Origin of the sequence: Brevundimonas sp. UBA7838 (assembly GCF_002500885.1) — a bacterium.
In the GTDB taxonomy this organism is placed as follows: Bacteria; Pseudomonadota; Alphaproteobacteria; order Caulobacterales; family Caulobacteraceae; genus Brevundimonas; species Brevundimonas vesicularis_C.
In genome coordinates this window covers 60,528-77,638 of the sequence record NZ_DLTK01000128.1, presented here as the reverse complement: position 1 = coordinate 77,638, position 17,111 = coordinate 60,528, and the positions used below count along the sequence as shown (strand labels likewise).

Annotated in this window: 15 protein-coding genes; 10 read left to right on the top strand and 5 right to left on the bottom strand. The window is 65.7% G+C overall.

From position 1 onward, the window contains the following. The first annotated feature begins 20 nt into the window (after nucleotides 1–20). The 9 genes from pyrE to recO are packed head-to-tail and all read left to right on the top strand — an operon-like array spanning nucleotide 21 to nucleotide 6,860. The gene (pyrE, locus tag B3T77_RS13135) at nucleotides 21–605 is read left to right on the top strand and encodes an orotate phosphoribosyltransferase (protein WP_292080159.1); all 585 of its coding nucleotides are present in this window, start codon (nucleotides 21–23) and stop codon (nucleotides 603–605) included. A 4-nt stretch (nucleotides 606–609) separates the two neighbouring features. Next, nucleotides 610–1,350 (top strand): pyridoxine 5'-phosphate synthase, encoded by a 741-nt coding sequence (locus tag B3T77_RS13130; protein WP_292080158.1) that lies wholly within the window; start codon nucleotides 610–612, stop codon nucleotides 1,348–1,350. Beyond that, complete coding sequence (acpS, locus tag B3T77_RS13125; RefSeq protein WP_055753631.1) at nucleotides 1,347–1,748, top strand: holo-ACP synthase; 402 nt, start codon at nucleotides 1,347–1,349, stop codon at nucleotides 1,746–1,748. The genes B3T77_RS13130 and acpS overlap by 4 nt, the downstream gene beginning before the upstream one ends. Nucleotides 1,749–1,803: 55 nt before the next feature. Beyond that, a complete protein-coding gene (gene lepB / locus B3T77_RS13120; RefSeq protein WP_292080157.1) occupies nucleotides 1,804–2,697 on the top strand; it encodes a signal peptidase I in 894 nt (297 codons plus the stop codon). Continuing rightward, complete coding sequence (rnc, locus tag B3T77_RS13115) at nucleotides 2,697–3,407, top strand: ribonuclease III (protein ID WP_292080156.1); 711 nt, start codon at nucleotides 2,697–2,699, stop codon at nucleotides 3,405–3,407. Before lepB ends, rnc begins: the two co-directional genes overlap by 1 nt. Further along, nucleotides 3,404–4,351 carry a GTPase Era gene (gene era, locus B3T77_RS13110; RefSeq protein ID WP_017503839.1) on the top strand — a complete coding sequence of 316 codons (948 nt, stop codon included), beginning with the start codon at nucleotides 3,404–3,406 and terminating at the stop codon, nucleotides 4,349–4,351. The genes rnc and era overlap by 4 nt, the downstream gene beginning before the upstream one ends. 15 nt (nucleotides 4,352–4,366) lie before the next feature. After that, on the top strand, nucleotides 4,367–5,605 hold the full coding sequence (locus B3T77_RS13105) for a serine hydrolase domain-containing protein (RefSeq protein WP_292080155.1): 1,239 nt from the start codon (nucleotides 4,367–4,369) through the stop codon (nucleotides 5,603–5,605). A gap of 47 nt (nucleotides 5,606–5,652) precedes the next feature. Beyond that, the gene (locus B3T77_RS13100) at nucleotides 5,653–6,129 is read left to right on the top strand and encodes a nuclear transport factor 2 family protein (RefSeq protein ID WP_153921839.1); all 477 of its coding nucleotides are present in this window, start codon (nucleotides 5,653–5,655) and stop codon (nucleotides 6,127–6,129) included. Next, complete coding sequence (gene recO / locus B3T77_RS13095; RefSeq protein ID WP_039245096.1) at nucleotides 6,129–6,860, top strand: DNA repair protein RecO; 732 nt, start codon at nucleotides 6,129–6,131, stop codon at nucleotides 6,858–6,860. Before B3T77_RS13100 ends, recO begins: the two co-directional genes overlap by 1 nt. Here the strand turns inward: recO and B3T77_RS13090 are convergent. Beyond that, the gene (locus B3T77_RS13090; RefSeq protein ID WP_292080154.1) at nucleotides 6,857–8,587 is read right to left on the bottom strand and encodes a cytochrome c biogenesis protein DipZ; all 1,731 of its coding nucleotides are present in this window, start codon (nucleotides 8,585–8,587) and stop codon (nucleotides 6,857–6,859) included. The genes recO and B3T77_RS13090 overlap by 4 nt on opposite strands. A gap of 133 nt (nucleotides 8,588–8,720) precedes the next feature. On the opposite strand from B3T77_RS13090, the gene parC reads away from it, so the two are divergent. Then, complete coding sequence (gene parC / locus B3T77_RS13085; protein WP_292080153.1) at nucleotides 8,721–10,922, top strand: DNA topoisomerase IV subunit A; 2,202 nt, start codon at nucleotides 8,721–8,723, stop codon at nucleotides 10,920–10,922. A gap of 18 nt (nucleotides 10,923–10,940) precedes the next feature. Here the strand turns inward: parC and B3T77_RS13080 are convergent, their stop codons facing one another. The 4 genes from B3T77_RS13080 to metC are packed head-to-tail and all read right to left on the bottom strand — an operon-like array spanning nucleotide 10,941 to nucleotide 17,009. Beyond that, a complete protein-coding gene (locus B3T77_RS13080; protein ID WP_292080152.1) occupies nucleotides 10,941–12,353 on the bottom strand; it encodes an FAD-binding oxidoreductase in 1,413 nt (470 codons plus the stop codon). Nucleotides 12,354–12,401: 48 nt separating this feature from the next. Then, nucleotides 12,402–14,486, bottom strand: coding sequence for a toprim domain-containing protein (locus B3T77_RS13075; RefSeq protein ID WP_292080151.1), 2,085 nt, complete (start codon nucleotides 14,484–14,486; stop codon nucleotides 12,402–12,404). Beyond that, on the bottom strand, nucleotides 14,461–15,807 hold the full coding sequence (locus B3T77_RS13070; protein WP_292080150.1) for an O-antigen ligase family protein: 1,347 nt from the start codon (nucleotides 15,805–15,807) through the stop codon (nucleotides 14,461–14,463). The genes B3T77_RS13075 and B3T77_RS13070 overlap by 26 nt, the downstream gene beginning before the upstream one ends. 23 nt (nucleotides 15,808–15,830) lie before the next feature. Continuing rightward, a complete protein-coding gene (gene metC / locus B3T77_RS13065) occupies nucleotides 15,831–17,009 on the bottom strand; it encodes a cystathionine beta-lyase (RefSeq protein WP_292080149.1) in 1,179 nt (392 codons plus the stop codon). Nucleotides 17,010–17,111: the final 102 nt, after the last annotated feature.

The window sequence follows — 17,111 nt, the reverse complement described above, 5'->3', positions numbered from 1 at the left end:
TCCGGGTCTAGAACCCTGTCATGAACACTGAAGACGTCCTCAACGAGTTTCGCGACGCCGGCGCCCTGCGCGAAGGCCATTTCGTCCTGTCGTCGGGTCTGCACAGCCCGGTCTTCCTTCAGAAGAATCTTGTCTTCATGGACGGGGCGCGCTGCGAGCGGCTGTGCAAGGCGCTGGCGGACAAGATCACTGCTGCGGTCGGCCCGGTCGATGTCGCGATCTCACCGGCCGTGGGCGGCATCATCCCGGGTTACGAGACGGCCAAACACCTGAAGGTCCGTTCGATGTATGTCGAGCGCGAGGGTCGTGCGTTCAAACTGCGTCGCGGGTTCTCGGTCGAGCCCGGCGAGAAGGTCGTCATGGTCGAGGACATCGTCACGACCGGCCTGTCGTCGCGCGAATGCATCGCCGCCATCCAGGCCGCCGGGGGCGAGGTGATCGCCGCCGCCTGTATCGTCGATCGCTCGGGCGGCAAGGCGGATGTGGGTGTGCCGCTGGTCGCTTTGGCGTCGCTGGACGTGCCCGCCTATCCGGCCGACGCTCTTCCGCCTGAATTGGCCGCGCTTCCGGTGGAAGATCCCGGCAGCCGCAGATTGTCGAAGTAGAGCCATGCGCGAACGGGTCAGGCTGGGCGTCAACATCGACCACGTCGCCACGGTGCGAAATGCGCGGGGAGGGACGCATCCCGATCCGGCGCGCGCGGCCGAGGCGGCGCTGGCGGCCGGAGCAGACGGAATCACCGCGCACCTGCGCGAAGACCGCCGCCACATCACCGACGCCGATATCGACGTGCTCAGCGCCCTATGCGCCCGCGCCGGCAAGCCGCTGAACCTGGAAATGGCGGTGACAGAGGAGATGCTGGCCATCGCCCTGCGCCACCGGCCGCACGCCGCCTGTCTGGTGCCGGAGCGGCGCGAGGAGGTCACGACCGAAGGCGGTCTGGCGGTCGCGGGTCACGAAGGACGGATCGCGCCTGTGGTCAAGGCCCTGGCGGACGCCGGCATCCGGGTCTCCCTCTTCATCGAACCGTCCGAAGCGCAGGTCGAGGCCGCCGCCGCCGTCGGCGCGCAGGTGGTCGAATTCCACACCGGTCGCTACTGCCACCTGACCGATCCGGCAGAGCGGGAGGTCGAGTTCGAACGCCTCGCCGCAGCCGCCGCCCAAGCCGACATCCTAGGCCTTGAGGTCCATGCAGGCCACGGGCTGGATTACGATACGGCCCCGCGCATGCTGGCGATCCCGGAAATCCGCGAGCTCAACATCGGTCATTTCCTGATCGGCGACTCGATCTTCATCGGCCTGGACGGGGCGATCCGCCGGATGCGAGCGGCGATGGATGCGGCCAAATGATCATTGGCGTCGGCGCGGATCTGTCGGACATCCGTCGCATCCAGGCGTCTCTTGATCGGTTCGGGGATCGCTTCAAGACCCGCTGCTTCACCGAGTTGGAACGCACCCGTTCAGACCGGAAGCCGGACCCGGCCTGGAGCTATGCCAAACGGTTCGCCGCCAAGGAGGCCTGCGCCAAGGCCTTGGGCACCGGCATGCGCGCCGATGTCTATTGGCGCGACATGGGGGTGGTGAACCTGCGTTCGGGTCAGCCGACGATGGCGCTGACCGGGCATGCGGCTGAGCATCTGGCGCGTCTGACGCCGCCCGGACACGAGGTGAAAATCCACCTGACGCTGAGCGACGAACATCCCTATGCGCTCGCCTTCGTGGTGATCGAAGCCTTGCCGCAGTCGTAATCAGGTTATAGGCGTGCGCGATGACCGCGCGGACGCGGCGAGGATGCCTGATTGCATGAGCGAAGACCAAAAGCCCGACGACGCCAATCGCGACGCCACGCCCGAAGAACGATTTGCGGCCTCGGAAGCGGACGCTCCGATCAAGTCGGTGCAGGAGCCCACGACGGCGAACCAGAAGGTCTACGCCAAGACGCCCAAGGGCGGCGGCAAGGCAACCTCGGCGGCCAGCGAGACCGGCGAAATCTTCAAGACCATCGTCTTCGCCCTGCTGATCGCGATGGTGCTGCGGATATTCCTGTTCCAGCCCTTCACCATTCCGTCGGCGTCGATGGAGCCGAACCTGTATGAAGGCGACTATATCGTCGTCTCGAAGTGGTCTTATGGCTTCTCCAAACACTCGATTCCGTTCAGCCCGCCGCTGTTCGACGGGCGGATCATGGGCTCGGCGCCCAAGCGCGGCGACATCGTCGTGTTCAAACTGCCGCGCGACAACAAGACCGACTTCATCAAGCGCGTGATCGGCCTGCCCGGCGACCGCATCCAGATGATCGCCAACAAGCTGTATATCAACGACAAGCCGGTGCAGGATGTCGTGGTCAGCGAGCAGGAGATCAACGACATCTTCGGCCCGCGCCCGGTGACGGAGGTCCGCGAGACCCTGCCGGAAGGCAAGAGCTTCATGACCCAGGACTTCGGTCCCGGAAACGACCTGGACGACACCCCCGTCTATGAGGTCCCGGCCGGTCACTACTTCATGATGGGCGACAACCGCGACAACTCGATCGACAGCCGTGTCGAACAGTCCAGCGGCGTGGGCATGGTCCCGGCCGAGAACCTGATCGGCAAGGCGCAGATCATCCTGTTCTCGTGGAAGCCCGGTTCGTCGCTGTGGAACCCGGTCAGCTGGTTCAACGTGCGGCTCGACCGGTTCTTCAACGTTCTGCACTGATGGCCAATCTGAGAGCCGAAGCGGTCGCGGCGCTGGAAACGCGCCTGGGACACAGGTTCAACGACAAGGCCCTGCTGGAGCGCGCCCTGACCCATGCCAGCGTGGGTGAGGGAGCGCCGGTCGGCATCCACGGTCCACGCGACAACGAGCGGCTGGAGTTCCTGGGCGACCGGGTGCTGGGTCTGCTGGTCGCCGAGCACCTGTCGGCTCAGTTTCCGACGGCGGATGAAGGCCAACTCTCGTCCAGCTTGCACGCCCTGGTCGACAAGGGCGCCTGCGCCCGCGTGGGCGAAGCCCTGGGCGTCGGGCCCGCGCTGCGGCTATCGCCCGGCGAGACCAAGACCGGCGGGCGCCGCAAGGCCGGCGTGATCGCCGATGCGGTCGAGGCCATATTGGCGGCGGTCTATCTGGACGGCGGGCTGGATGCCGCCAAGGCCGTGTTCGAACGGGCCTGGTCCGACGAACTGTCGGCGCCGCCATCCCGCACAGTGACCAATCCGAAATCGGCGCTTCAGGAATGGGCGCAAGGGTTGGGGCGGCCGCTGCCGACCTATCGCGTCGCCGATCGGACGGGTTCGGATCATGCGCCGACATTCACCGTCGAAGTGTCCGTGCAGGACGTGCAGCCCTTGACCGCGCAAGGGCGTTCGCGTCAGGAGGCGGAGAAGGCGGCCGCAACGGCTCTCCTCAAACGTGAAGGCGTCATTTGACCGATATCGAAAACCAGCGCGCAGGCTTTGCCGCCATCATCGGCGCACCCAACGCCGGCAAGTCCACGCTGGTGAACCGGCTGACCGGGTCCAAGGTCTCGATCGTCACGCAAAAGGTGCAGACGACGCGCTTCCCCGTGCGTGGCATCGCCATGGAAGGCGACGCCCAGATCGTGCTGGTGGACACGCCCGGCATCTTCACACCACGTCGTCGCCTTGACCGGGCCATGGTCGCCTCGGCCTGGGGCGGTGCGGAAGATGCGGACATCGTCGTTCACCTGATTGACGCCCAGTCGCACATCAACGCCGAAGGCCGTGAGGGCACGGCGGCCGATCGTCGCTCGGCCGAGGACACCGAGACCATCATCGCCAACCTGCAGGCCACCGGGACCAAGGTTGTTCTGGCGCTGAACAAGATCGACGGCATGCGCCGCGACACCCTGCTGGCGCTGTCTCAGAAGCTGTTCGAAAGCGGCGTCTATTCCGAGGTCTATATGATCTCAGCGGCCAATGGCGATGGCGTCGAGGACCTGAAGCAGCGTCTAGCCCTATCCATGCCCAAGGGCCCGTGGCTCTATCCCGAAGATCAGGCCGCCGATGTGCCGGTGCGGGTTTTGGCGGCGGAGATCACGCGCGAGAAAGTCTATCTGCGCGTCCATGAGGAGCTGCCCTATTCGGCGGCGGTGGAGACCACCAGTTTCGAGGACCGCGCCGATGGCTCGGCCCGGATCGAGCAGACCATCTATGTCGAGCGCGAGAGCCAGCGGCCCATCGTCCTGGGCAAGGGGGGCCAGACGCTGAAATGGATCGGCCAGAAGGCGCGCGAGGAGCTGAACGAAATCCTCGGCCGTCAGGTGCACCTGTTCCTGACCGTCAAGGTCGATCCGAAATGGCAGGACAGCCGCGCCCTATATGCCCAGTTCGGTCTGGATTTCGACGTCTGAGTTCCTGTGTTTGATGTGCCGCGTACCGCCGGGGGGCATCCCCGGCTCGTTCTGGGCGTCCTCGGGGCGCTGATCCTTGGCGGCGCGGTCTGGGGCGGCATCGCCACGGCCGTGGCGCCCAAGACCGATGTGGAACTGGCGACCGAGCGCGCCGATGCGCCGCCGCGACCACCCGTGGTCGTAGTTCAGGACTTACCGCAGCTCGCGGCGCGCCTGGATCGCGAAGCTGCTTCAGGGCGCTTCATGGGCGCGGTTCTGGTGGCCAAGGGCGACCGGGTGTTGTTCCGCCAGGTCTATGGCAAGGCGAACTACGAGCAGAATCAGCCGCTGGCGCTGGGCTCGCGCTTCCGCCTGGCCTCGATCTCCAAACAGTTCACGGCGACGGCGATCCTGAAGCTTCAGGACGAGGGCAAGCTGAACGTCTCCGATCCGGTCTGCAAATGGATTCAGCCTTGTCCGCAGGCTTGGGCGGCGATCCGCATCAGCCATCTGCTATCTCATACCTCGGGCATCCCCGACCTGATGGCGCGGCCCGGTTGGGGCATGCGCCGCACGACGCCGGCGACGCTGGACGAACTGACCGAGGATTCGAAACGGTTCGGCCTTCAGTTCGAGCCGGGCGCCAAGGTTCAGTACGACAACGCCGGTTTCAATCTAGCCGCCGCCATCGTCGAAAAGGCCAGCGGCAAGCCCTTTCAGACCTATATGCGTGAGACCTTCTTCAAGCCTCTCGGCATGAAGGATAGCGGGCTTGATCTCGATGGCGGCGATCACGGCGTCATCATGGGCTACGCCAACTTCCCCGGCGGTCTGGCGGCCCAGCCGAACGCCAACACCTCTATCGTGGCGGGCGCCGGCGCGGTCTATTCGACGCTGGACGACCTGCTGGTCTGGCAGAGGGCGCTGCACCGCGGCGGCCTGCTGACCCCCGCCAGCTATCAGCAGATGCTGGCTGACCACGCGCCGGCCGACACCAAGCCGAACGAGCGCAGCCATCCACGTCGGGACTGGGGTTTCGGCATCTTCGCCAACCGTCTTGGCGATCAGGTGCGGCCGAGCTTCCAGGACCGCCAGATCTATCACACCGGCAGCTGGGGCGGATTCCGCAACCTGATGCTCTATCAGCCGGACGCCGACGTGACGGTGATCGTCCTGTCCAACAACTATCACCTGCGTGACCAGGTCTTCTTGATCAGCCAGCAGGCGATGGCCGAGGCCTTGGGCCACGAGTTTCCGACCACGCTGGCGCGCTGAGGCGTCCGACTGTTTCCCGGCGAGGAGAACAGGAGTAGAACAAGACCATGATCGCTCTTCTTGCCGCTCTCGTCCTTTCCGCTTCGTCGACGCAGGCTGCGGGCGATCCCGTCGTCGAGGCCGGCGCCGTTTTAGACCGAATGCACGCGGCGGCCTCGCGAGCGGACGGCGAGGCCTATTTCGATCTGTTTACGCCTGATGCCCGGTTCATCGGCACGGATGCGACCGAGCGCTGGTCGCTGGCTGAGTTTCGCGCCTACGCCACGCCCTATTTCTCACAGGGGAAAGGCTGGACCTATCGCCCGCATGACCGGGTAGCGACCCTGGCGCCGGGCGATTGCCGCTGCATCGTCTGGTTCGATGAGTTGCTGGACAACGACGCCTACGGCCTGACGCGAGGCTCAGGCGTGCTGCGCCTGACCCACGACGGCTGGAAGATCGAGCAATATGTGCTCAGTTTCACCGTGCCGAACGACAAGGCCAAGAGCGTGGTCGGGCTGATCGCTCAGGATCCGGCGGACTGATGGACTTCCACGAAGAGGCGTTCGTCCTGTCGGCGCGCAGCCACGGCGATACGGGCGCCGTGGTCGATCTGCTGACCGAGAACCACGGCAGGCGCTCTGCCTATGTGGCGGGCGGAGCGTCACGCAAGATGAAGCCGTTCCTGCAGGCGGGCGCGCGAGTCGTGGCCGATTACCGCGCCCGCACCTCGGATCACCTCGGCGCTGTGCGGCTGGAGCCGGTAGGCGAGGGGCCCAGCGCCCTGTTCGACGACGCCTTGGCGCTCACCGGACTGGCGGCGGCGGCAGGCGTGACCCAAGGAGCGTTGCCGGAGCGTGAGCCGCATCCCGGCGTCTTTCTGGCGTTCGAGGCGCTGATGGCGGCGTTCGAAATGCCTGCGGTCTGGCCTGCGATTTTCGTGCGATTCGAGGCGGGGCTGCTGGAAGATCTGGGCTTTGGCCTGGACCTGTCGAAATGCGCCGCGACCGGCACGGCCGACGACTTGATCTACGTCAGTCCTCGCACCGGCCGGGCGGTCAGTCGCGACGCCGGCGCACCCTATGCCGACAAGATGCTGACCCTGCCGCCCTTCATGCTGGGCGCGCAATCCGGTCTGATCGAGGGCGACGTCCGGGCCGGGTTCGACCTGACGGGGCATTTCCTGGAGCAGTTCGTCTTCCATCCGCAGAACAAGCCCCTGCCGCCTGCGCGCGTGTGGATGCTGGACAAGCTGGGCGACGCCGGTCGGCTCTAGCCGAAAGTGAAGGCGAAGACCTGAACGCCGGGATCCAGGAGCTCGATCTCGAACGTCCGTTCGCGCACCGCGCCCGTTTGACGGACCAATTGGTACAGCCGCTCGCCATCGACGCGCCCAAGGCCTTGGGCGTCGATATCGCTGCCGGCGTTCGCGCCCGGCGGCGCGCCATCGATCCGGACACGGAAGCGGACGGGTGCCCCCGGCTTGCTGGGGCCCATGACCAGATGGAGATCGCGCGCCTTGAAGCGGAAGGCGATACGGCCGCCGGCCGCCTGCAGGTCGGCATGCTCACGCGTCACACGCCAACGGCCCGAAAGGCTCCAATCGTTCAGTTTCAGCGGCGCGGCGACATAGTCCTTGATTACGTCGTTGGCCAGGCCGCCGGGCGAGCGGAAGTTCTCTGCGCGGCCATATCCGACGTAGGTCTCCGGCGATTCGACCTGGGCCATGTCGGCGGCGGCCTCTGCGCCCACAGCCTGGACTGTGACGACGTTGCTGGCGACGTTCGCTGCGCCCGCTTCCTTCAGAAGCTGCTGGATCACGCGTTCGGAGCCCGCATAGTCGCCTTCGCCGAAGTGGTGATGACGGATCTGCCCCTTGGCGTCGATGAAGTAGTGGGCGGGCCAGTACTGGTTCTTGAACGCCCGCCAGATGGCGAACTCATTGTCCATGGCGACCGGATAGGTAATGCCAAGGCGCTGAATGTTCTGGCGGACGTTGGCCTCGGATTTCTCGAAGGCGAACTCGGGCGTGTGCACGCCGATCACCACCAGACCCTGGTACTTATACTTCTCGGCCCAGGCGCGGACGTAGGGGATGGAGCGGATGCAGTTGATGCAGGAGTAGGTCCAGAAATCGACCACCACCACCTTGCCCCTCAGCTGCTCGGTCGTGAGCGGCGGGGTGTTGATCCAGGTCGTCGCCCCGGTCAGCGGCGGCATCACCCCTTCGACCGGCAGATTGGCCAGATCGGCCGGCGCCTGGTTCGTCGGCATTCCGCGCCCGATCCCGCCCAGCAACGCCTGTTCGATCCGGCCCGTGCTGGCGGCCGAAATCCGGGTCAACAGTCCTGTATCCGCACCCAGGCCAATCACGACCACGCCGACCAGCACCAGAACGCCCAGGCCGCGCCGCACCCATTCGCCGACGCCTAGGGCGCCCTTCATGGCCTTCAACACGCGACCGCCCACCAGCAGGGCCAAGCCGAGCGATGTCGCCGCGCCTGCCGCATAGGCCAGCAGCAGAACCGTCGTGCCGACGCCCGCGCCCTGTAGCGCTGCGCCCGTCAGGATCACGCCCAGAATAGGTCCGGCGCACGGCGCCCAAAGCAGTCCCGTCGCGACGCCGAGCAGCAGCGACGAGCGCACGTCGCCCTGATCGCCGCCCTGGCGCTCGGCACGATCCGTCAGCCAGGACCCCGCCGCCACGAACGGCCGCATCAGGCGATCGCCCACGGCCGGAAACAGCAGGCTGACGCCCAGCACCGCCATGACGGCCAAGGCGATCCAGCGCCCGACCTCATTGGCCCGAACCGCCCAGCCGCCGCCCAGCGCCGCTAGCGTCGCCACGCCCGCAAAGGTCACGGCCATCCCGACTAACAACGGCAAACCGTTGCGGATGAAAGGCCGATCCGCCCGTGCGAAAACGAAGGGCAGAACCGGCAGGATGCAGGGACTGACGATAGTCAGAACGCCGGCGAGATAGGACAGCAGGAACAGGATCATGGCGCGGCCTGACGAGGGTGTGTCTCTCACATACGCACGGCGGAGCAGTTTGGTGACTCCCCAGCGCGCTTATCCCCCAATCTGGCGTCTTACGGGCTAGACTTCCCGCTTCCGATCCCCGATTCGCAGAGCCATGACGATCCACGCCCCGCCGCCGGAAGGCGGCCGCATCATCGACGAGCCGATGGAGACGGCGCTCAGCCGCCGCTATCTGGCCTACGCCCTGTCGACCATCACCAATCGCGCGCTGCCAGACGTGCGTGACGGTTTCAAACCCGTGCACCGACGCATCCTCTACGCCATGCATCAGATGCGGCTGAACCCGCAGGCGGCGGCGCGCAAATGCGCCAAGGTCGTCGGCGAGGTGATGGGCGGATACCACCCCCACGGCGACGCCTCGATCTATGAGGCCCTGGTGCGCCTGGCCCAAGATTTCGCCCAGCGTTATCCGTTGGTCGACGGTCAGGGGAACTTCGGCAATATCGACGGCGATAGCGCCGCGGCCATGCGCTACACCGAGTGCAAGCTGACGCCCGCCGCCGTCCTGCTGTTGGACGGCATTGATCAGGACGCTGTTGATTTCCGGCCCACCTACGATGATCAGGACGAAGAGCCGATCGTCCTGCCGGCCGGCTTCCCGAATCTGCTGGCCAATGGATCGTCCGGCATCGCGGTCGGCATGGCCACTTCGATCCCGCCGCACAATGTCGGCGAACTGATCGAAGCCTGCCAGCTGCTGCTCGAGCGGCCGGACGCGACGACCGAAGACTTGGTCCAGCATGTGCCGGGTCCCGACTTCCCGACCGGGGGCGTTGCGGTTGAAGGCCATGCCTCCATCTTGGACGCCTATGAAACGGGGCGGGGCGGGGTGCGTCTGCGCGCGCGCTGGGAAACTGAGGATCTGGGGCGCGGCGTGTGGCGGATCATCGTCACCGAAATGCCCTATCAGGTGCAGAAGTCGCGACTGATCGAGGCGCTGGCGGACCTGATCGAGCACAAGAAGGCGCCTCTGCTGGGCGACGTGCGTGACGAGTCTGCCGAGGACATCCGCCTGATCCTGGAGCCCAAGAATCGCACCATCGAGCCTGAAATGCTGATGGAAAGCTTGTTCAAATTGTCCGATCTGGAGGTCCGCTTCCCGATCAACATGAACGTGCTGGACGCCAGCGGCACGCCGCGCGTCATGGGCTTGAAAGACTGCCTGCGCGCCTTCCTGGATCACCGGCGCGAGGTGCTGAACCGTCGTTCGCAATGGCGGATCGAGCGGGTCGAAAAGCGTCTGCATCTGCTGGAAGGCCTGCGCATCGTCTTCCTAAACCTGGACGAGGTGATCCGCATCGTTCGCGAGGAAGAGCAGCCCAAGGCCGTCCTGATCGCGCGCTTCGGCCTGACGGAGGTTCAGGCCGACTTCATCCTCGACACCCGACTGCGTCAGTTGGCGCGTCTGGAAGAGATGACGATCGAGAAGGAATTCAACGCCCTGTCCGAAGAACTTGCCAACCTGAAGGCGCTGACGTCTTCTGAAGGCAAGCAGTGGAAGGCGATCTCCAAAGAACTGGAGGCCGTGCGCAAGGCGCTGATCTCTCCGCGCCGGACGACGATCGCCGAGGCGGTGGACACGTCCGCCTTCGTCGCACCCGAGGCCTTCATCCCGCGCGAGGCGATCACCGTCATCCTGTCGGAGCGCGGCTGGATCCGCGCCGCCAAGGGCAAGGTCGAGGACCCATCGGAGCTGAAGTTCAAGGAAGGCGACCAACTCGCCTACCTCGTCCCGGCCTATACGACCGACAAGCTGCTGGTGGCGGCGTCGGATGGGCGCATCTTCACCATCGGCGCGGACAAGCTGGCGTCCGGACGCGGCCACGGCGAGCCGCTGCGCCTGATGATCGACCTGGATGAGAAGGCCGAGATCATCAACGTCCTGGCGCATCAGCCGGGCGGCAAGCTGCTGATCGCATCAAAGGCCGGATACGGCTTCATCGCACCAGAAGACGACACCCTGGCGCAGAAGCGCGGCGGCAAGCAGGTGCTGAACGGCGAAATGCTGGCGGTGCTGCGGGTGACCGGCGATCACGTCGCGACGATCGGCGAGAACATCAAGACGCTGATCTTTCCTCTTGCTGAACTACCCGAGATGGGACGCGGCAAGGGCGTGAAGCTGCAAAGCTTCAAACAGGGCGGCCTGGCCGACATCACCGTATTCAACGCCGAAATGGGACCGGAATGGGCCGACGGCGGCGGACGTCGTCGCAACTGGCCCGACTGGAAAGACTGGCTGGGCAAACGCGCCGGCGCCGGTCGTCAGGGGCCAAGAGGCCTGCGGAAGTTCAGATAAGCGGCCCGCCCGTCGGTTCTAGAACAGGACCGACGGGTTCATGATCCGTTTGGGATCAATGGCGCGGCGGATGGCGGCCATGGTTTCGATCTCGAGCGGGGACTTGTAGCGTTTGACCTCTTCGGTCTTCAGCCGGCCCAACCCGTGTTCGGCGGAGATGGAGCCGTCGTAGGTTCCGACAACGTCGTGAACCACTTGCGAGCCTTCCTTCCAGCGGCCGATGAAGGCGGGAATGTCCTGACTGACACCCGGCAGGATATCGTAATGCAGATTGCCGTCGCCGACGTGGCCGAAGACCGAGATGCGGGCGCCGGGGTGGAAGCGTTCCACGGCGGCCGACGCTTCGTCGATGAAGTCGGCGATGCGGCTGATGGGGACGGAGACGTCGTGTTTCCAGCCGCCGCCTTCGGGCTTCAGCGCCGCTGAATGTTCTTCGCGCAGGCGCCAGAAAGCAGCGCGCTGGGCGTCGTTCTGAGCGATGGCGGCGTCAGTGATCAGGCCTTCCTCGAAGGCAACCTCGAGCAGCGCCTCCATCTGGGCCTCGGCACCGCCGGGCGTGCCCGAAGCGATCTCGATCAGAACGTACCAATCGGGCGCCGAGTCCAGCGGCTCGCGGGTGTCGGGAATGTTCTTCAGCACAAGTTCCATGCCGAGGCGCTTCATCAGTTCGAAGGCCTCAACCCCGCCGCCCGTCTCGGCCTTGGCGCGGGCGAGCAGTTCGACCGAGGCGGCGGCTGTTTCCAGCCCGACCACCGCGACGGCGCGCGAGCGCATGATGGGGAAGAGTTTCAGCGTGGCGGCGGTCACGACACCCAATGTGCCCTCGGCGCCGATCAGCAGCTGTTTCAGGTCGTAGCCGGTGTTGTCCTTGCGCAGCCGCTTCAGGCCACGGAAGATTTCGCCGTTGGGCATGACCGCCTCAAGACCCAAGACCAGGTCGCGCATCATGCCGTAGCGAAGAACCTGGGTGCCCCCGGCGTTGGTGGAGATGACGCCGCCAATGGTGGCTGAGCCCTCGGCTGCCAAGCTGAGCGGGAAATAGCGGCCGGCCGCTGTCGCCGCCTGCTGCACCTCCAACAGGGTCAGGCCGGCTTCGATCGTCATGGCGTCGTCAAGCGGGGTCACATCGCGGACGGCGCGCATCTTGCGGGTCGACAGCAGGACCTCGCCGAAGGGGATCTGGCCGCCGACCAAGCCGGTACCGCCGCCTTGGGGCGTGATGGCGACGCCCTCTCGAGCGCAGATCGTCACAGCGCGCGCAACCTCTTCCGTCGAACGAGGTGTCAGCAGGATCGGCGTGTTGCCGGTCCAGCGATTGCGCCATTCGGTCAGCGACGGCGCGATGACCTCGGGATCCTGGGTCCAGCCGCCCGGTCCGAGCACGGCCTTCAGTTCGTCAAGCACGGCGGCGGAGGGGGCGGGCGTCTGCATGCCCCCTTTTGTCAGGCGTCGCCGTGCGTTGGAAGGGCCGCGAGGCCGTTAGACGTCGAGTTCTTCTTTCACGAACTGGGCGTTTTCCTGAATGAACTGGAAGCGCGCGTCGGCGCGCTTGCCCATCAGGCGCTCGACCAGGTCTTCGATGCTGGCCTCGGCGTCGGGCACCGTGATCCGCGCGAGTGTGCGCTTCTTGGGATCCATGGTGGTCTCCTTGAGCTGTGAGGCCATCATTTCGCCGAGGCCCTTGAACCGGCCGATCTCGGTCTTTTTGCCTTTGAACACGGTCGCCAGCAGCTCGTCGCGGTGAGCGTCGTCGCGAGCATATTCGCTCAAGGGGCCGGCGCTGATGCGATAGAGCGGAGGCAGGGCCATGAAGACCCGGCCCTGGCGAATTGTCTCGGGCATGACGCGATAGAAGAAGGTGATCAGCAGGGCCGCGATGTGGGCGCCGTCCACGTCGGCGTCGGTCATGATGACGATCCGCTCGTAGCGCAGATCGTCGATATTGAACCGGTTGCCGGGCTGGACGCCCAAGGCCAGGGCCAGATCGGACAGTTCGACATTGGCGCGCAGCTTGTCGGCGGTGGCGGAAGCGACATTCAGGATCTTGCCGCGCAGGGGCAGGATCGCCTGGGTGGTGCGGTCGCGCGCCTGTTTGGCCGAGCCGCCGGCCGAATCGCCTTCGACGATGAAGAGTTCGGTGCCTTGAGCCGACTGACGGCTGCAGTCCGACAGCTTGCCCGGCAAGCGCAGCTTGCGGGTGGCGGCGGCGCGTTGGACCTCCTTGTCCTTACGGCGACGTAGCCGGTCCTCGGCGCGATCGACGACGAAGCCCAGCAGGGCGTTGGCCTGTTTGGGGCTCTCGGTCAGCCAGTGGTCCAGCGGGTCGCGCAGCAGCTGCTCCACGATGCGCGCCCCCTCGGGCGAGGACAGACGGTCCTTGGTCTGGCCCTGGAATTCGGGATTGCGGATGAAGACGCTGATCAGGGCGCCGGCATTGGCGATGACGTCCTCGGCCGTGATGATCGCGGCGCGCTTCTCATTGGTCAGTTCGCCGTAGGATTTCAGACCCTTGACCAAGGCGGCGCGGAAGCCGGCCTCGTGCGTGCCGCCATCGGGCGTGGAGACGGTGTTGCAGTAGGACTGGATGAAGCCGTCCGATTCACCAAAGCCGATCGGCGACCAGGTGACGGCCCATTCGAAGGCGCCCGCTTCGCCTTGGCGCTCGGCGCGGCCGGCGAAGGTCGGGGTGACTGTCTCCATCTGACCGATGCGGTCGATCAAGGCGTCGGCGAGGCCGCCGGGGAAGTGCAGACTGGCCTGCGCCGGTGTGGCGTCGGTGATCCGCTCCGGAGCGCAGGTCCAGCGGATTTCGACGCCCCGGAACAGATAGGCCTTTGACCGCGCCATGCGGAATAGACGAGCGGGCTTGAAGGCCGCGCCCATACCGAAGATTTCGTCGTCGGGCTTGAAGCGGATCAAGGTGCCGCGCTTCTTGGACGGGCCAATTTGCTGGATCGGGGCCAGGACGTGGCCGCGGCTGAAGGCCTGTTTCCATTCGAAACCGTCGCGCCAGACCGTGACCTCGACGCTTTCGCTCAGGGCGTTGACGACCGAGACGCCGACGCCGTGCAAACCACCTGAGGTTTCATAGGCTTTGCCGGAAAACTTGCCGCCGGAGTGGAGGACGGTCATGACGACTTCCAGCGCCGACTTGCCGGGATGTTTCGGATGCGGATCGACCGGGATGCCGCGTCCGTCGTCGCGCACCGACAGATAGCCGTCGGCGTCCAGATCGACGGTGATCAGCTTGGCGTGTTTGGCCACCGCCTCGTCCATGGCGTTATCCAGGACTTCGGCGAACAGGTGGTGCAGGGCGCGCTCGTCGGTGCCGCCGATATACATGCCGGGGCGTTTGCGAACGGGTTCAAGCCCTTCCAGCACCTCGATGGATGAGGCGGAATAGCCGGTGGCGGCCGCCGTCGTAGCTGTGGCCTGAACAGGTGGCGGCGCGGGGGTTGGGGCGATAACGGACGCAGCCGCAGGCGGGGTCACCGCAACAGGCTTGGGCGGCTCGGGTTTGCGAGCTTCGGGTTCGTCGTCAAAAGCGAAGAGGTCGGCGGCCATTCACATAGTCTGAGGCGATTCGGGACCGGGTCTGGTAGGCCCGTGAGGCCGGTCGAGCAAGCGGCGCACGAACCGGGGCCGGATCGAAGGTCACGGAGCGGGCCATAATCGCCAACATCAGGATCCACGGCAGGTTAGCGTGGGTCAGCAGGACGCTCTCTGACAGGCTCAAAGCGGTGAAGGCGGATAGATAGGCGATGCTCCAATAGCCTTCGCGCGCACCGAGCCCGTTCGTGCGCGCGATGACGAAGATCGCAGAGAGCGCCATGATGGCCCCTACCGCCACCGCACCGGGCCAGCCCAGTTGCACGAGCAGATCGATCCAGCCGTTGTGGGCGGAGGGGACGGGCCATTGGGTCTCGATGCGGATTTCGCGCGCAGGGATCGAGTCCACGCCCCAGAAGGCGCTGAAGCCATATCCGGTCCAGGGGCGCTCGGCGACCTTCCGCATAAGGGCTTCCCAGATCAGGGTGCGGCCTGTCAGCGACGGGTCCTTGCCCAGCGCCTCGAGGATTGCGGCGGAGTCGGAGTTCCACAGCCAGGTTGCGCCCGCCGCAACGATGACGGCAAGCCAGATGCCGATGACGGTGATGACGGCGCCGCCCTGTTTCAACGCCCACCATCCGCCGATCATGCCCAGGCCCAAGCCCCAGCACAGAAGCGACGTCTTGGACTGGGTGGCAAGCACCAAGAGCGTGGTGAGGCCCAATGTCAGCAGGCAGATCCAGAACCGATGGCTGCGTCCCGCGATATGATCGGCGGCCAGGGTCGCTGCGGCGGAGACGGCGCCTACCACCATGACCAGCCCCATCTGGTTCTTCTCGTACCAGAGACCGCGCCACAGGCCGGCGTTGTCGAACTGGTGCACCCCGACCTTCGGATAGCCGAACACCATGATCAGGCTGCCGACCGCCATCACCAGACAGGTGTACATCAGGACGCGCGGCAGGGCGTCGTCTCGGAACCGGGCGCCCAGATAGATGGCGAAGGCGCTGTTGATCGCCATGGCGATGACGCGGCGTTCAGTGACCTCGGGGTCGATGGACCAGTATTTTGAGACGAAACACAGGGCGACCAGGGCGAACATCATCAGCCATGCCGGCCAGGCGCGGATGACCTTGTCGAAGCGAAAGACGATCAGGCCGGCGATGACGGCATAGACCGGCAACCAGATGAACCGCAGGATCGGCGTCTCGACCTGGGTCGGCGCGATGACGGGCGCGATAAGGGCGCCGGTCAGCATGAAGATGACGAAGCCGGCCGCCCACTGTTCCCACAGCGGCGGAGAATCATCCGGGATATGAACGGGCGGTTCACGCACGGGCGCACAGTCCTTTGCGGCGCTTAAGGAACCGTGAGTGCGGCGGTGAAGGCGGCGAGGCCCTGCTCCAGATCGGCGATGAGGTCCGCAGGATTTTCAAGACCGACATGCAGTCGGACCAGTTCGCCCTCAAGCGCGGGCGGATGGTTGCGGTAGGCCATCTGATGGGTTTCGTGAGTGATCAGGCTTTCGAACCCGCCCCAGGAATAGCCCAGACCGAATAGGGTCAGGGCGTTCAGCAACGCCTCGCCCGCCGCCCTGTCGCCGCCCTTCGTGACCACGCCCATCAGGGACGCGGCGCCGGTGAAATCTCGCCGCCACAGGTCATGGCCGATCGAGCCGGGCAGGGGCGGGTAGAGTACGCGGGAAACCTCGGGCCGGGCTTGCAGCCATTCCGCCACGATCAAGCCTGACCGCGCCTGTTCGGCATACCGCAGCGGCAGAGTCCGCAGGCCGCGCAGCGCCAGCCAGGCGTCGTCGGGCGACACATGCCAGCCGAGGTCTTCGATGGCGTCGCCGATGGCGCGCAGGCAAGCGGGATTGTTCGAAGAAATACTGCCCATCAGAACGTCCGAATGACCGCCGACATATTTGGTGACGGCCTGAACGCTGACATCCACGCCATGGGCCAGCGGGCGATAGGCGAGGCCCGCCGCCCAAGTATTGTCCACCACCGTCAGCACGCCTCGCGCGCGGCAAACCTGGGCTACGGCGGCGACATCGACAATTTCGAATGTGAGGGAGGCTGGCGACTCCATCAGCACCAACCGGGTGCGTTCGCCGATGGCGGCCAGAACAGTCTGCGCGTCTGCGTCTGCGGACAAAAAGCGGGTCGTGACGCCGCGGTCCGATTGATACCGACTCAGGAACCGGCGCGTCGGACCATAGACGGCGTCTGTCGTGATCACCTCGTCGCCTGGCCTCAAAAGCGCCAGCAGCGGGACCGTGACCGCCGCAAGGCCCGACGGAACGAGGAAGGCCTCCTCCGCGCCCTCCAGATCGGCCAGGGCGCGGCGAAGATCGCGGGCGGCGCTGGTCCCGCTGAGGCCATAGGTCGGCCCATCGGTCTCGTCGCGCATGACGGCTGTGCTGTCGCTCAACATCGTCGAGGCGCGTTCGATCGGTGGATTGACGCCGCGCCGACCCTGGCCGCGTCGCGTGGCGGCGGCGATCAGGCGGGTGCGGTCCGAAAGCGGCGACATGGTTCCTCCGATGGGTTGCGGATCGACCCCTAAAGGCCTCTAAAGCCAGCGGGGCGCAAGCGGCGAGGGATAGGAACGCGATGCGGTGCTGGACGATCGGAG

Bases quoted from the DNA above. Each gene is read 5' to 3' on its own strand.
- parC (WP_292080153.1), top strand. From the start codon at position 8,721: ATGACGATCCACGCCCCGCCGCCGGAAGGCGGCCGCATCATCGACGAG.
- B3T77_RS13080 (WP_292080152.1), bottom strand. From the start codon at position 12,353: ATGCAGACGCCCGCCCCCTCCGCCGCCGTGCTTGACGAACTGAAGGCC.
- B3T77_RS13100 (WP_153921839.1), top strand. From the start codon at position 5,653: ATGATCGCTCTTCTTGCCGCTCTCGTCCTTTCCGCTTCGTCGACGCAG.
- B3T77_RS13090 (WP_292080154.1), bottom strand. From the start codon at position 8,587: ATGATCCTGTTCCTGCTGTCCTATCTCGCCGGCGTTCTGACTATCGTC.
- pyrE (WP_292080159.1), top strand. From the start codon at position 21: ATGAACACTGAAGACGTCCTCAACGAGTTTCGCGACGCCGGCGCCCTG.
- metC (WP_292080149.1), bottom strand. From the start codon at position 17,009: ATGTCGCCGCTTTCGGACCGCACCCGCCTGATCGCCGCCGCCACGCGA.
- lepB (WP_292080157.1), top strand. From the start codon at position 1,804: ATGAGCGAAGACCAAAAGCCCGACGACGCCAATCGCGACGCCACGCCC.
- B3T77_RS13075 (WP_292080151.1), bottom strand. From the start codon at position 14,486: ATGGCCGCCGACCTCTTCGCTTTTGACGACGAACCCGAAGCTCGCAAA.
- recO (WP_039245096.1), top strand. From the start codon at position 6,129: ATGGACTTCCACGAAGAGGCGTTCGTCCTGTCGGCGCGCAGCCACGGC.
- B3T77_RS13130 (WP_292080158.1), top strand. From the start codon at position 610: ATGCGCGAACGGGTCAGGCTGGGCGTCAACATCGACCACGTCGCCACG.
- acpS (WP_055753631.1), top strand. From the start codon at position 1,347: ATGATCATTGGCGTCGGCGCGGATCTGTCGGACATCCGTCGCATCCAG.
- rnc (WP_292080156.1), top strand. From the start codon at position 2,697: ATGGCCAATCTGAGAGCCGAAGCGGTCGCGGCGCTGGAAACGCGCCTG.